This is a genomic window from Nonomuraea guangzhouensis, from assembly GCF_019396345.1.
Classification (GTDB): domain Bacteria; phylum Actinomycetota; class Actinomycetes; order Streptosporangiales; family Streptosporangiaceae; genus Nonomuraea; species Nonomuraea guangzhouensis.
In genome coordinates, this window is record NZ_JAHKRM010000008.1 from 97133 (window position 1) to 111464 (window position 14332).

The 14332-nt window shown below is 70.6% G+C and carries 9 protein-coding genes; 6 read left to right on the top strand and 3 right to left on the bottom strand.

The window, feature by feature from the left end:
• The first annotated feature begins 36 nt into the window (after positions 1 to 36).
• Genes KME78_RS17660 through KME78_RS17675 form a run of 4 tightly spaced genes read left to right on the top strand, consistent with a single transcriptional unit; the run spans position 37 to position 6304 of the window.
• Positions 37 to 2454 (top strand): LuxR C-terminal-related transcriptional regulator, encoded by a 2418-nt coding sequence (locus KME78_RS17660; protein ID WP_219530172.1) that lies wholly within the window; start codon positions 37 to 39, stop codon positions 2452 to 2454.
• Between the two features lie 56 nt (positions 2455 to 2510).
• Complete coding sequence (locus KME78_RS17665) at positions 2511 to 2942, top strand: AMP-binding protein (protein WP_219530173.1); 432 nt, start codon at positions 2511 to 2513, stop codon at positions 2940 to 2942.
• 28 nt (positions 2943 to 2970) lie between these two features.
• The gene (locus KME78_RS17670) at positions 2971 to 5535 is read left to right on the top strand and encodes a LuxR C-terminal-related transcriptional regulator (protein WP_219530174.1); all 2565 of its coding nucleotides are present in this window, start codon (positions 2971 to 2973) and stop codon (positions 5533 to 5535) included.
• Positions 5536 to 5551: 16 nt separating this feature from the next.
• Entirely contained in the window at positions 5552 to 6304 is a 753-nt protein-coding gene (locus KME78_RS17675; RefSeq protein ID WP_246651271.1) for an alpha/beta hydrolase, read from the top strand.
• A gap of 195 nt (positions 6305 to 6499) precedes the next feature.
• Here KME78_RS17675 and KME78_RS17680 read toward each other — a convergent pair whose 3' ends face one another.
• Together KME78_RS17680 and KME78_RS17685 are read right to left on the bottom strand one after the other, a co-directional pair.
• Positions 6500 to 7933 carry an aldehyde dehydrogenase gene (locus tag KME78_RS17680; RefSeq protein WP_219530175.1) on the bottom strand — a complete coding sequence of 478 codons (1434 nt, stop codon included), beginning with the start codon at positions 7931 to 7933 and terminating at the stop codon, positions 6500 to 6502.
• A gap of 129 nt (positions 7934 to 8062) precedes the next feature.
• A complete protein-coding gene (locus KME78_RS17685) occupies positions 8063 to 11080 on the bottom strand; it encodes a M14 family metallopeptidase (protein ID WP_308126991.1) in 3018 nt (1005 codons plus the stop codon).
• 201 nt (positions 11081 to 11281) lie between these two features.
• On the opposite strand from KME78_RS17685, the gene KME78_RS17690 reads away from it, so the two are divergent.
• Positions 11282 to 12172, top strand: coding sequence for a coiled-coil domain-containing protein (locus tag KME78_RS17690; protein WP_219530176.1), 891 nt, complete (start codon positions 11282 to 11284; stop codon positions 12170 to 12172).
• Here KME78_RS17690 and KME78_RS17695 read toward each other — a convergent pair.
• A complete protein-coding gene (locus tag KME78_RS17695; protein WP_219530177.1) occupies positions 12169 to 13479 on the bottom strand; it encodes a GH1 family beta-glucosidase in 1311 nt (436 codons plus the stop codon). The two genes, KME78_RS17690 and KME78_RS17695, sit on opposite strands and share 4 nt — an antisense overlap.
• Before the next feature lie 93 nt (positions 13480 to 13572).
• On the opposite strand from KME78_RS17695, the gene KME78_RS17700 reads away from it, so the two are divergent.
• Positions 13573 to 14223, top strand: coding sequence for a TetR/AcrR family transcriptional regulator (locus KME78_RS17700; protein ID WP_219530178.1), 651 nt, complete (start codon positions 13573 to 13575; stop codon positions 14221 to 14223).
• Positions 14224 to 14332: the final 109 nt, after the last annotated feature.

Here is a 14332-nt window from a genome sequence, read left to right on the forward strand (position 1 = left end):
GAGAGTGTGATCCTTCCGCGACGCAGGGTGACCACAATGTCCGAGCCCCCCAGGCACAATCTTCCAGCCGAGCCCAACAGGTTCGTGGGTCGCGAACGCGACGTCGACGACCTGTGCGGGCTGCTGGGCGAGACCCGCGTGGTCACGCTGTGCGGGGTCGGCGGCATCGGCAAGACCCGGCTGGCCCTGCGGGTCGCCGCCCGGCTGGTGCCCTCCTATCCGGGCGGCGTGTGGCTGGTCGAGCTGGCCAGGCTCACCCGGGGCGAGCTGATCCTCCAGGAGATCGGCCACGCCCTCGGCATCCACGAAGAGGGCACCCGCCCGCTGCTCGACACGGTCACGGCCCGGCTGCGCGACACGCACGCCCTGCTGCTGCTCGACAACTGCGAGCACCTGATCGACCAGTGCGCGGAAGTGGCCGCCGAGCTCGTCGCGGCGTGCCGGGGTCTCGGCATCCTGGCCACCAGCCGCGAGCCGCTGCGCATCGCCAGCGAGCTGGTCTGGCGGGTGCCGCCGCTCGACCTGCCCGACGAGCGGCATCCCGACGCCGAGTCCGTGCTGCTGTTCGTCGACCGCGCCGCCGCGGCGGGCACCAGGCTGAGCCAGGCGAGCCGGGCCGACGTCGTACGGCTGTGCCGGGCGCTCGACGGGCTGCCGCTCGCGCTGGAGCTGGCCGCGGCCCGCACCAGCCTGCTCAGCCCCGGGCAGATCGTCGACCGGATCGACGGCCGCTTCTCGCTGCTCACCACGGGCGGCCGCACCGCTCCGCCCCGCCAGCGCACGCTGCTGGCCGCGGTCGAATGGAGCTACGACCTGCTGTCGGCCAAGGAGCAGGTGCTCCTGCGGAGATTGTCGGTGTTCGCCGGGTCCTTCGACCTCGAACTCGCCGAGCAGATCTGCGCCGACCGGCCCATCTCCGAGGCCGAGATCGTCGACCTGCTCGGCGCCCTGGTCGACAAGTCCCTCGTGCTGTGCGACGAGGAACGCCGGCGCTACCGGCTGCTGGAGACCATCAAGCACTACGCGGCCGAACGGCTGGCGGAGGCGGCCGAGCGCGAGGTGCTGCGCGACCGGCACCTGGAGGTGCTGTGCGAGCTGCAGCTGCGCCACTTCGCCACGGAGATGGTCGAGCCCGACCTGCCGTGGCCGGTGCGGCTGGCCGCGCTGACCGCCAGCCGGAGCCTGGTCGACGACCAGCGGGCCGCGCTCGACTGGGCGATCGCGTCCGGCAACGCGCCGCTGGGCCTGCGCCTGTGCGCCTACAGCACCAGCCTGCTCCCGGTCAGCAGCGCCAACCCGGCCGAGATCGTCGGCTGGGTCGAGCGCCTGCTGGCACTCGACCTGACCCAGGTGTCCGACGAGCAGATCGCGCACGCCCAGGCGTACCTCGCCTATGGGCTGGAGGGCCGCGACGAGCTGGCCCGCTCGCTGGAGTGCGCCAGCGCCAGCCTGGCGGGCCTGGGCGACGACAACGTCTTCCCCACCTGCGTCATGCACAGCCTGGTCGTCATACTGCTGCTGCGCATGGGCCTGGTCGACGAGGCGCTGCACCACGCCGAGACCGGCCTGGCCGTGGCCACCGCCTCCGGCGACCAGTGGAACCAGGCGGCCGGGCTGGCCGGGCTGTCGGCGGTGGCACTCACCCGGGGCCGGTTGCGCGAGGCCCAGTGCCACGGTGAGGAGGCCCTGGCCAAGGCGCGCCAGCACGGGCACCGCTGGCTGCTGGCCAGGACCGCGACGCAGCTCGGCGCGGTCGCCGAGGCGCGCGGCGACCTGGTGAAGGCGCTGGCCCAGTACGAACTGGCGATCCCGTGGCTGGAGGAGCTCAACGGCACCATCGAGCTGGCCCGCTGCCTGGCCAGGATCGGCCGGGTCGCGGCGCTGCTGCACGAGTTCGGGGTGGCCAGGGAACGGCTGGCCGCGAGCCTGTCGCTGAGCAGGCAGACCGGGCAGCGCCAGAGCGTGGCCCGCTGCCTCGTGGGCCTGTCGGTGCTGGCGGAGGCCGAAGGCGACCTGGAGAGCTCCGTGCTGGCCGCCGCCTCGGCCACCGCCCTCCGCGAGTCGATGGGCCAGCTCTCCGCGACGAGCCGCATCGAGGAACTGCTCACCCGTGCCCGCGGCAAGCTCGGCGAAAGCCGCACGGCGGCGCTCTGGTCGCGGGGCAGGACGATGAGCCCCGACGACGCCGCCCGCCAGGTTCTCGCGGGCGAACGGCCGGTCCAGGCGGGTCCCCTGGTGGCCGAGCCCGTCAGGCACTCGCTGCTGACCGCCCGCGAGCAGGAGATCGCGGCCCTGCTGACCAGGGGCCTGTCCAACCGGGCCATCGCCGAGGAGCTCGTCATCAGCCCCGCCACGGTGGCCAGGCACATCGCCAACATCATGGAGAAGCTCGGCTACACCTCGCGCGCTCAGATCGCGGTGTGGGCCGCCGAACAACCACGCGGTTCTGCATAGCGATCTGCATATTCCGCCCCATGTGTGCATGAGATGCCCTCCATAGCGTGGGCGCCATGGAGGAGCGCATCGTGATGGTGGACTCTGGCACCGGTCTGTGTCTCACTGAGGGGCAGCTGGACGAGAGGTCGGCCGCCGCGACCGTCCAGCTGCGCCGCCGGGGTGTGCGCGCGGGCGACACGGTGCTCATCTGCCTGACCGTCGGTCCCGATCTGCTCGTGGCGACCGACGCGGTGATAGCCGCCGGCGGGGTCGTCTGGCCGATCCCGCCGGAGCTCGACGCGGGCAGACTGCGAGATCGGATCATCGCCAGCCGGGCCCGGCTGATGATCTCCGACCTGCCGCAGGCGATGGACGCGGCGAAAGAGTCATGGGTCCGCATGGTGGTGAGCGTCGCGGATCTTCACTCATATCCGGCCAGTCGCGAACTGTGTACGGAAAGTGATCGCGCCAGGTGGCGAACCAAGGGAGACTGTGAGGGAGTGTGATCCCCCCGCCAACACTTGGACCTACCTCATGACCGCACAAGTCCAGCACAACCTCCCCGCCGAACCGAACCGTTTCGTCGGACGGGCACGCGACGTGGCCGAGCTGTGCGCGCTGGTCCGCGGTGAGCGCGTGGTCACGCTCAGCGGAGTGGGTGGCATCGGCAAGACCCGCCTGTCGCTGCGGGTCGCGGCCAGGGCGCTGCCCGGCTTCACCGACGGTGTGTGGCTGGTCCAGCTCGCCCGCGTCAGCGACCCCGAGCTGATCGTGAAGGAGATGGCCGACGTGCTCGGCGTCCGGGAGGAGGGCTCCGAGCGGCTGCTCGACGGCCTCCGGGTCCGGCTGCGCGGCACCAGGACGCTGCTCCTGCTCGACAACTGCGAGCACCTCGTCGAACCATGCGCCGAGCTGGTCGCCGGCCTGATCGCCGACTGCCCCGAGCTGAGATTCCTGCTCACCAGCCGTGAGCCGCTGCGCATCCCCGGCGAGCTGATCTGGCGGGTGCCGCCGCTCGACCTGCCCGACGAGTGTCACCCCGACGCCGAGTCCGTGCTGTTCTTCGTCGAGCGGGCGGCCGCGGCCGGAGCCCGCGCGGTGACCGACAGCATGCCCGACGTCATCCGGCTGTGCCGGGCGCTCGACGGGCTGCCGCTCGCGCTGGAGCTGGCCGCGGCCCGCAGCAGCCTGCTCAGCCCCGGCCGGATCGCCGACCGGATCGGCGACCGCTTCCGGCTGCTGACCACCGGCGACCGCACCGCCCACGCCCGCCAGCGCACGCTGCTGGCCACGGTCGAGTGGAGCCATGACCTGCTCGACCACAAGGAACGCGTGCTGCTGCGCAGGCTGTCGGTGTTCGCCGGGCGCTTCGACCTCGACCTGGCCGAGCAGGTGTGCGCCGACGGCGGCCTCCTGCGCGGCAGCGAGGTGCTCGACGTGCTCAGCGGCCTGGTCGACAAGTCGCTGGTGCTCCACCACGGCGACGGCGGCCGCTACCACCTGCTGGACACCATCAGGCACTACGCGGCCGAGCGGCTGCGCGAGGCCGGCGAGGAGGCGCGGCTGCGTGGCGGCCACCTCCAGGTGATCTGCGCCGAGATGGAGCGCTGTTACGAGGCCGGTTCGCTCGACCGCCGGCTGTCGTGGCCGGCCCGCGCCGTGCACTTCGCCAGGGGCCGCACGCTCCTCGACGACTGCCGGGCGGCGATCGACTGGGCCGTCGAGTCCGGCAGCGCCGAGCTGGGGCTGCGGCTGGCCCACGCGGCACTGGCCATCCTCGCCGTACGCGGCGATCTGAGGGAGACCGTCGGCTGGTACGAGCGGCTGCTGGGTCTCGACCTGTCCGACGTGCCCGCCGACCTGATCGGCGTGGCCAAGGGCGGGCTCGCCTTCGGGCTCGAAGCGCGTGACGAGCTGGACCGGGCCGCCGGGCTCATCGAGGAGAGCATCGAGGAGCAGAAGCGGCACCCCTACACGCACTGGCTCGGCGTCACCTACGGCGCGGCCCTCGCCGTCTTCTTCCGCACCGGCCAGAGCGACACGGCCCTGCGCTACCTGCGTGAGCTCGAAACGGCGGCGGCCGGGCACGACGACCTGTTCAACCTGACGACCGCCCGCATCGCCCGGCTCAACCTGGCGCTGTTCCAGGGGCAGCCGCGCCAGGCCCAGCGGTTCGGTGAGGAGGCGCTGGCCCTGGCAATGGAGGCCGGTCACCACTGGACCCTCGCCAGGGCCCTGACCCACCTGGGCGCGGTGGCCGAGGCGAGGGGCGACCTGGAGGCCGCCATGCGGCACCACGCGGCGGCGCTGCCCATCCTGGAGGAGCTCGACAACCGGGTCGAGCTGGCCCGCTGCCAGGCCAAGGTCGGCAGAGTGGCGGCCCGGCTGCACGACTTCCCCGCCGCCCGGCGCAGTCTGGCCGCCAGCCTGGTGCTGAGCAGGCAGACCGGCCGGCGCAGCGGCGTCGTCCGGGCGCTGGTCGCCCTGTCCGTCCTGGCGCAGGCCGAGGGTGATCTCGACGGGGCGGTCCGCGCGGCCGCGGCGGCGAACGCGCTGCGCGAGTCGATCGGCCAGCACGACGCCCCGGCCCGCACCCAGGAGTTGCTCTCGCTCGCCCGCGACAAGCTCGGCGAGGGGCGCGTGGCGCTGCTGTGGGCGAGCGGCACCGAACAGGAACCCGGCGCGGTGGCCCGGCGGATCCTCGACCGGGCATCCGATGGGGCGTCCGACGGCCGGGCGTGCGAGGGCCGGGCGTGCGAGGGCCGGGCGTGCGACGGTCGGGCGTGCGATGGCGGGGCGTGCGATGCCGCCGACGTCCACGAGGCCGCCCTCCCTACCCCTTCCCTGCCCGCCTCCCTGTTCGTGTCCTTGTCCGGCCCGGCCGTCCGCGAGCTGCGCAACGCGACGCTGACGGTGCGCGAGCGGGAGATCGCCGGGCTGCTCACCGAGGGCCTGAGCAACCGGGCCGTCGCGGCGCAACTGGTGATCAGCCCCGCGACGGTCGCCAGGCACGTGGCCAACATCATGGAGAAGCTCGGCTTCAGCTCGCGCGCCCAGATCGCGGTCTGGGCGGCCGAACGCCGCCTCGACAACCGGTGACCCTAAGCTCGGAAGCATGCCGCTCGCCCCTAACTTCCCGGTCATGCTCCGCACCGAGGACGGCGTCCGCATAGACGCCGCGCACACGCCCTCCACCCGCTCCGACCTCGGCATCGTGGTGGCGCACGGGTTCACCGGCGGGTGGCGCGACCGTGCCACCAGGCGCATCGTGCACGTGCTGAGCAATCATGGCGGCGTGATCGCGTTCGACTTCCGCGGGCACGGGCGGTCCGGCGGCGAGTCCACCGTGGGCGACAAGGAGATCCTCGACGTCGAGGCCGCCGTACGGCACGCGCGGGTGATCGGCTACTCCAAGGTCGCCGTGGTCGGCTTCTCCATGGGCGCCGCCGTGGCCGTACGGCACGCCGGACTGATCGGCGGCGTCGACGCGGTGGTGTCGGTGAGCGGCCCGGCCCGCTGGTACTACCGCGGCACCAAGCCGATGCGCCAGGTGCACTGGGCCATCGAGCAGCCGATCGGCAGATGGGCGGCCAGGATGGCCAAGCGCACCAGGATCGCCCGCGGCCGGTGGGAGCCGATCCCGGTGCCGCCCCACGAGGCCGCCGCGCTGATCTCCCCGACGCCGCTGCTGGTCGTCCACGGCGACGCCGACACGTTCTTCCCGCTGGAGCACGCGTACCAGCTCTACGAGGGCGCGCGCGAGCCCAAGAGGCTCTGGATCGAGCAGGGGTACGGCCACGCGGAGTCCGCCGCCAACCCGGAACTCATTCGTCGCATCGGAAAGTGGATCGGTTCGAACCTTTTCTGAGTAATAGACGTCTATCTAGGGCGGATGGAAGAAATCCGCCGGGAGAAAGTCCCTGGGGAAGGAAACCGTCGAGGCGGTGACCATGGGACATACTTCGTGGAGTAGCGGGTTTCGCACCTAGCGTTGCGGGGGCGCGCTGGGTGTACATCCTGCTGAACGAGGGCTCCGGTACGTCGTACCGGAGCCCTCGTTCTTTCAGCCCAGGCGGGCGATCGACTTGTACTCCAGGTAGCTGCTGAGGCCCTCGGGGCCCAGTTCGCGGCCCACGCCGCTGGCCTTGTAGCCGCCGAAGGGCGCGTTCGACTCCAGCATGAAGCAGTTGACCCCGTAGGTGCCGGCGCGGACCTGGCGGGCCACCTCCATGCCGTGGTCGGTGTCGGCGGTCCAGACGGTGCCGGCCAGGCCGTAGTCGCTGTCGTTGGCGATGCGGATCGCGTCCGCCTCGTCCTCGTACGGGATCACCGCCAGCACCGGGCCGAAGATCTCCTCGCGGGCGATGCGCATGTCGTTGGTGACGCCCGCGAAGACGGTCGGGGCGACGTACCAGCCGTGGTCCATCGGCCGGTCCATTCCGCCGACGACGACCTTGGCGCCCTCGTCCATGCCGGCCTTGATGTAGCCCTCGACGCGGTCCTGCTGCCGCTTGGCGACCAGCGGGCCGATGCCGGTGCCGGGGTCGGCGGGGTCGCCGACGGGCTGGGAGGTGACCATGTTCGCGACCGCGTCCACGACCTCGTCGTAGCGGCTGCGGGAGGCCAGGATGCGGGTCTGGGCGACGCAGGCCTGGCCGTTGTTCATCAGCGAGGCGATCGCCAGCATGCCCATGCTGCCGGGCAGGTCCGCGTCGTCGAGGATGATCGCCGCCGACTTGCCGCCGAGCTCCAGGCTGACCCGCTTGAGCTGTTCGCCGCAGATGGCGGCGATGCGGCGGCCTGCGGCGGTCGAGCCGGTGAAGGCCACCTTGTCCACGTCCGGGTGGGAGACCAGGTGCTCGCCGGCCTCGCGGCCTGCGGGGACGATGTTGAGCACGCCGGCCGGGATCCCGGCCTCGATGACCATTTCGGCCAGCAGGTACGCGTCCAGTGGCGTCTCCGGCGCGGGCTTGAGCACGATCGTGCACCCGGCCAGCAGCGCGGGCGCGATCTTGGTCATCGCGACGAACTGCGGCACGTTCCACGGCACTATGGCCGCCACCACGCCCACCGGCTCCCGCCGCACGGTCGTCGGCCCGAACAGGCCGGGCCGCTGCTCCTCCTGGGCGAACGTCTTGCCGTAGTCGGCGTAGTACTGCAGCATGCCGAGGGGCTGCGGCGCCTGCGCCAGGTTGGAGAAGGTGATCGGCGAGCCCATCTCCTCCGTGATGAGCGCGGCCATCTCGCCCTGCCGGGCGGCGTAGATCTCGGCCAGCCTGCCGATCACCTCGGCCCGCTCGGCGAACGTCATGCGCGGCCACGGGCCGTGGTCGAACGCCTGCCGGGCCGCGGCCACCGCGCGTTCCATGTCCTCGGGGGTGCCGTCGGGCACGCGGCCGACGACCTCTTCGGTGTGAGGGGAGATGACCTCGATGGTGCCGGTCCCCGCCGGGGCCACCCATTCGCCCCCGATGAACAGCGTGTCGTGCTGGCGCATGTCGTGAGCCTCCTGCTTGACCGAATGCTTGCTTGCCTACAAGCTCCTCAAGCTGACCGAACCATGTTCTGTCCACGCGCGCAAGAGGGGTCCGGCACGCGTACCCGCGTGCCGGACCCCTCCGGCGGATCAGCCGAGCAGGTGCCGCAAGGACCGCCTGATCAGGTCCGTGCGCATGGCCTGGGTCGTCAGGCTCTCGACGCCGAACCCGAGGTAGACGGTGTCCTTGGTGGTGATGCCGCCGCCCTCCTCGAACACCTGGTCCGTACGGGCCCAGTTGTTGATCGAGGGCGAGGTGCCGGCCGGTGGCGGCGCCACGGTCCAGCCGCCCAGGTCGGACTCGAACGAGGTCTGCTCCGCCGTCGCGCCGTTCAGCGTGACGGTGAAGTCGTCGAGGAAGACGCCGGCGCCCTGGGTGCTCCAGTCGCTGACGTACGAGAGCGACAGCTCCACCTGCTTGCCCGCATAGGGGGTCAGATCAACCTTCCACTGCTGCCAGCCGGCCGAGTTGCCCGTGGCCGCGTTCCACGAGCCGGAGGTGCCGGTCGGCTCGCAGCCCGGTCCCTGGTAGCGCTGAGTGAACGGATGGATCGTGCGCCAGCCCGCGCCGCCGCCGGGCGGGGCGCAGCTGCTGCCCGTGCTCTGCGTGGTGTGACCGTTGACGTCCGGCAGCGTGGTCCAGTCGTCGCCGCCCACGGTGTGCGCCTCGACCGTGAAGAAGTCCCAGCCGGCCTCGGTGTCGTAGGAGGTCCAGAACGACAGGTCGCCGCTGGTCCTGCCGGTCAGGTCGACGGTCCTGGTCAGCCGCTTCCAGGAGACGTCGGCGATGCCGCTGTAGACGTCCCAGGAACCGGTGTGCGGGTCGAACGGCCCGCCGGGCCGGGCCCACTTGACGGGCGCGGAACTGGCGAACCGCGGGAACCGGTCGGCCGGCAGGATCGCCGACGTCGCCACGAACGAGTTGGTGTGGCTCGGCTCCAGCGTGCCGTGGAAGCCCTGGAAGCGGCCGCTCGCGCCGTCGAGCGCGTACGGGAGGCTCGTGGCCGGGTCGGTGCCCGAGTCGTCGAAGAAGACGTACGCGCCCAGCCAGTACTGCTGGAAGTCGTTGAACACCTGGATGCACGGCGGGTCGTTGGGATCCGTGCACTCCGGCTGGGCCGGTTGGTCGGGCTGGTAGTAGTACGCGCCGTTGTTGTTGGCCGCGTACGACGGGTACTTGCCCGCGTGCAGGAGCTTGCCGCCCTCGTTCAGGTAGTCGCGCACGGCCAGTTCGGTGTCGACGCCGCCCTTGGAGGTGGTGCCGGGCACCTGGCCGGCCGATCGGGGGATGATGTCGTCGCCCGTCTCCCAGACCACCGCCTTGTAGTGGCTGAGCACGCCGAGCGGGTGGGGAGCCTTGCGGCCCAGCTTGTCCATGTCGTAGACGTCGGAGCTGTAACCGGCCTCGTCGAGCGCCTTGACGTAGTCGTCGGCGTACTTGGCCTCGGTCACGCCCTGGACGGGGCTGAGGCCCGTGACGTCCTCGGTGGCCAGCACGAGCACCTTGCCGCCGATGTCGGCGGCGACCTGGTAGGTGAAGTCTCCGCTCCTCTTGCCGATCGAGCTGAACCAGACCTTGACCTTGTCTCCCGGCCGGGTGCCGGTGATCTTGCCGCGCAGCCAGTGGTAGTAGGTGTTGTAACCCTTGCCGTAGCGCTCGCCGCCCCGCCACTCGCCGGTCGGCACGGTCTTGGTCCGGCCGCCGTTGACCTGGTAGTTCAGGAAGACCGGACCGAGCTTGCGCTTGGCGTCCACCTGGACCACCTGGTCCCTGCCGTAGCTGACCTCGAACGGGTCGAGCACGAAGTCGGCCGTCGCGTTGCCGAGGTGGTTGACCGGCTCGGACCAGTTGGTGGCCGACCTGGCCACGTCCATGGCGAACGGGATGTTCTTCGCGAACTCCGCCTGCACCAGCGCCTCGTCGTCGGGGAAGACGAATCCGCAGCCGTCGCAGCCCTCGTCGAGCTCCGGCGTCCAGGCCAGGGTGCCGTACGTGCTGTGCGCGTGGTCGGTCGTCTCGCCGTTGGTCGTGTACAGCTCGGCGCCCAGGTCGGGGTCGGAGCCCGGGATGGCCGGGTTGGCGTCATTGCCGGAGATGGCCTCGTAGATCGGGTTGTCCGCGGTCTTCGTGGCGATCTGCCAGCCCATCGGATAGAGCAGCAGCGGGCCGAAGGAGTGGTAGTTCACCTGGCCCCTGAACCTGATCCGCCTGAGCAGCCCGTCGAGCGCCCTGGTCTCGGGCTCGCTGGCGGGCCCCGTGCCGCGGTAGGTCTCGCTGCTCGGGATCGACGAGGAGCCCTCCTCGTCGTAGTGGAAGTTGGTGGCGTAGTTCCGGTTCGGGTCGACGCCGTCGCCGGTGGTGATCTGCCCGTCGCCGTTGTTGTCGCGCAGGTTCTTGCGCCACAGGCGGTTGCCCTCGGTGAAGGTGAAGTCGTAGCCGTCGGGGTTGGCGACCGGCACGAACCAGAGTTCGGTCCTGTTCAGCAGGTCTCTGAGCGAGGATCTGTTGGCGATCACGTACTTCAGCAGCCGCAGGTCGACCTCGGTGGCGATCCACTCGCGGGCGTGCTGCGTGGCCGAGTACAGGGTCGCCGGCTTGATGCCGTCGGGCAGCACCCTGGCCAGCGTGCTGACCTTGACCGCGAGGATGTCCTGGCCCTTCAGCGTCTTGCCGAGGGACTGGATCTTCACTATGTCCTTGTTCGCGTTGGCGAGGGCCTTGAGCTGGTCGGCGATGCCGCCGGGCTCGGAGTAGGACCTCCAGACGGTGTAGCCGCCGGCGGCCTGCGCCTTGGCCGCCTCCAACTGGCTCTGGCCCTGCGGGTTGCGTACGGGCTCCGGCTGGTAGCCGAGCTTGCGCAGGCCGTCGAGGTCGGTCTGGGCGGCGGTCACCTCGACGTGTTCCCGGCCGCCCCGCGCGTCCTGTTGAACGACGTCGAAGCCCTTCTCCCTGAGCGCCTGGCCGGTGCCGGGAGTGCTCTCGAGCTGGTAGAGCTCGATCCGGTCGCGGGCTGGTAATGGGTCCACCGTCGCCTGGGCTTCCAGGGCGACGAGGGAGGTGCCGAGGCCGAGGATGACGGCCGTGGACAGGGCCAGTAATCGAGACACGGGTCTGCCCCTTCGCAGAGACGAGTTTCGTCGCCATCTCAGACCGATCCGTCGCCCCCGACAAGGCCCAATCTTTATCTCTCGCTTAGATCGGACAAACAGCTCGATAGTTCGCCAAGGGGGCGTGACTTGTGGCGTTCAGGTGACAGAAATCAAGATCATCTTCTATAGTTTCGCTCCGTCTATGAGGGGAGGACGGACGTGAAAATCAGTCGCTTCGCCCTATTCGCCATCGTCTTGGCGGGGCTGTTCGCGTTCCCTCTCCCAGCCGTCGGTGCTCCTGACCCGGCCGAGTTGCGCAAGCTGACCAAGCAGGCGTCCCAGCTCAACGAGCTCTATCGAGGCCAGATCCAGAGCCTGGAAGAGGTCCGGATCCAGGCGAAGAAGGCCACCGACAACTCCGGCGACCTGGAAGCCCGGCTCGCCAGGGCCAAGGCCGACGTGTCGTCGATCGCCCAGAACACCTACATCGCCGGCCCGATCGACGGCGCCCAACTCTTGATCCCGACGGTCGACCCGTACATCGCGCTCGGCCAGGCGGCGAACATGACCTACCTGGCCAACCAGCGCATCAGCAAGATGCAGAGCATCCAGGCGCTGATCGACAAGGCGAAGGAAGCCAAGCGGACCGCCGCCGGCAAGATCGAGAAGCTGCGGAAAGAGATCAAGGAGATGCAGGGCAAGCGCCGCGAGATCGAGCGGTTGCTCGCCAAGTACGGCTTCCAGCAGCCGGGCGGCTCCTCGGGGCTCACGCCGCGCCTGATCGCGGTACGCGCCGAGATCATGCGGAACTTCCCCATGCCGTACGGCGTGGGCTGCCTGCGTCCCGGTGACCCCGGTGAGCACGGCAAGGGCCGGGCCTGCGACTTCATGATGTCGAGCGGCGGCAGGGCGGCCGCCGGGGCCGACGCCGACCGGGGCGACGCGCTGGCCGAGTGGCTGATCAAGAACGGGCCTCGGATCGGCGTGATGTACATCATCTGGAAGCAGCGCTACTACGACATCCGGTCAGGCGGCGGCTGGGATCCCATGTCGGACCGGGGCGGCGTCACCGCCAACCACTACGACCACGTGCACGTGTCGGTCTTCTAGGGGTTCCGCAACTCCGTCAGGCGTTCCCGCAGCCAGGCGTACGACGCCTTCGGGGTGCGGCGCAGCGTGTCGAAGTCCACGTGCACCAGGCCGAAGCGCTGGTGGTAGCCCTCGGCCCACTCGAAGTTGTCCAGCAGCGACCAGACGAAGTAGCCCCGCACGTCGACGCCCTCCGCCGCCGCCTGCTCGACCGCCCTGATGTGGCCGTCGAGGAAGGCGATGCGGCCCTGGTCGTCGATCGTGCCGTCGGGGCCGGGGACGTCCTCCTGGGAGCAGCCGTTCTCGGTGACGTACACCGGCGGGAGCGCGGCGCCGTACCTGGTGCGCAGGCCCGTCAGGAGTTCGCGCAGGCCGTCGGGCACGACCGGCCAGCCGAAGGCGGTCGTGGGGTAGCCGGTGATTCCGAGATCGGTGAAGGGCAGGCCGTCGTCCGCGGGTGCGCCGATGCGGGTGGGGTTGTAGTAGTTGATGCCCAGGCCGTCCAGGGGCGCGGAGATGACGGCCAGGTCGCCGTCGCGGACCACGTCGTCCAGGGCGCCGATGGCCTTCAGGTCCGGATACTCGCCCAGCAGGATCGGGTCGTTGAAGAGGCGGTTGTGCAGGGTGTCGTACGCGTCGGCCGCGGCCAGGTCCTCGGCCGACCCGGAGGCGGGCCAGACCGGGGTGCAGTTGTTCGTGATCAGCACCTGCCGCGCCCCGGCCGCGCGCAGCGCCTGTACGGCCAGGCCGTGGCCGAGCAACTGGTGATGGGCGACGGGCAGGGCGTCGAACAGCAGGGCCTGGCCGGGGGCGTGGACGCCCATGCCGTACCCGAAGGCCATGTGCACGAACGGCTCGTTCAGCGTGATCCACATGGGGACGCGGTCGGCGAGCCGCTCGGCCACGATCGCCGCGTATTCGGCGAAGTGATAGGAAATATCGCGATTCATCCACCCGCCGACGTCCTGCAGCGCCTGCGGCAGGTCCCAGTGGAACAGGGTCGGCACCGGCGCGATCCCCGCCGCCAGCAGCCCGTCGACCAGCCGGTCGTAGAAGTCCAGGCCCTTCGGCTCCACCCGGCCCGTGCCGAGCGGCAGCACCCGTGGCCAGGAGATCGAGAAGCGGTAGGCGTTGACGCCGAGGTCCGCCATGAGCGCGACGTCCTCGGGCCAGCGGTGGTAGTGGTCGCACGCGACGTCGCCGGTGTGCCCGTCGCGGGTACGGCCGGGCTCATGGGTGAAGGTGTCCCAGATGGAGGCGCCCCTGCCGTCATCCTTGGCGGCGCCCTCGATCTGGTAGGCGGCGGTGGCCGTACCCCACAGGAACATATCCGCTCCTTAGCGATCATCCGAGTGCCACTCATGTTAACTGGCGGAGGACTCCGGAACCCTACCTGGCGGTAATACGCCAAGATGGGGGGCATGACGAGTACCCTGCGCCGGCGTCCAGCCCAACGCCGCAGCGTGGAGCGAGTCGAACGGATGCTCGACGAGTGCGCACACCTGCTCGACGAGGTCGGTTACGAGGCACTGACCACCAAAGAGGTCGCGCGCCGGGCCGAGGTGCCGATAGGCACGTTCTACCAGTTCTTCTCCGACAAGCAGGGCCTGGTGCGAGCGCTGGCCCTGCGCAACCTCGACGCCTTCCTCCACCGCGTCACCGAACGCCTCACCGAACGCATCGCCGAGGCCGATCTCGACCACTGGACCGACCTGGTCGACCTGTCCATCGACGAGTTCGTCGAGATGAAGCGGACCGTTCCTGGGTTCGCGGTGGTCGACTTCGGGGAGGTGCTGGTGGCGCCGGGTGGGCCGGCGATCGAGGGCACCAACCGGATGCTCGACGAGGCGCTGGAGAACAACGTCATCGTCGCCGACCGGCTGCGGGCGCTCACGCTCGACCTGCTCGACGCGCCTGTCGGGCCGGGGCTCGACCGGGCCCTGCTGGTGGCGGTCGAGGCGGCGGACGCGGTGCTCAAGCTGGCGTTCCGGATGCGCCCCGACGGCGATCCCGACCTGATCGTCGAGTGCAAGCAACTGGTCCACCGCTACCTGGCCAACCACCTGCCCTGACCGCCTCCGGGCCCGTCGGTCTGGGGGATGTCCTCGACCAGCCACAGGCCGCCGGTCGCCAGCATCAGTCGTCCCCGCGGCCCTCCACGGGAGCGCTCCCGAGACCGCC

Coding starts and splice junctions, on each gene's coding strand:
- KME78_RS17670 (WP_219530174.1), top strand. CDS start 2,971: ATGACCGCACAAGTCCAGCACAACCTCCCCGCCGAACCGAACCGTTTC.
- KME78_RS17665 (WP_219530173.1), top strand. CDS start 2,511: ATGGAGGAGCGCATCGTGATGGTGGACTCTGGCACCGGTCTGTGTCTC.
- KME78_RS17700 (WP_219530178.1), top strand. CDS start 13,573: ATGACGAGTACCCTGCGCCGGCGTCCAGCCCAACGCCGCAGCGTGGAG.
- KME78_RS17675 (WP_246651271.1), top strand. CDS start 5,552: ATGCCGCTCGCCCCTAACTTCCCGGTCATGCTCCGCACCGAGGACGGC.
- KME78_RS17695 (WP_219530177.1), bottom strand. CDS start 13,479: ATGTTCCTGTGGGGTACGGCCACCGCCGCCTACCAGATCGAGGGCGCC.
- KME78_RS17680 (WP_219530175.1), bottom strand. CDS start 7,933: ATGCGCCAGCACGACACGCTGTTCATCGGGGGCGAATGGGTGGCCCCG.
- KME78_RS17660 (WP_219530172.1), top strand. CDS start 37: ATGTCCGAGCCCCCCAGGCACAATCTTCCAGCCGAGCCCAACAGGTTC.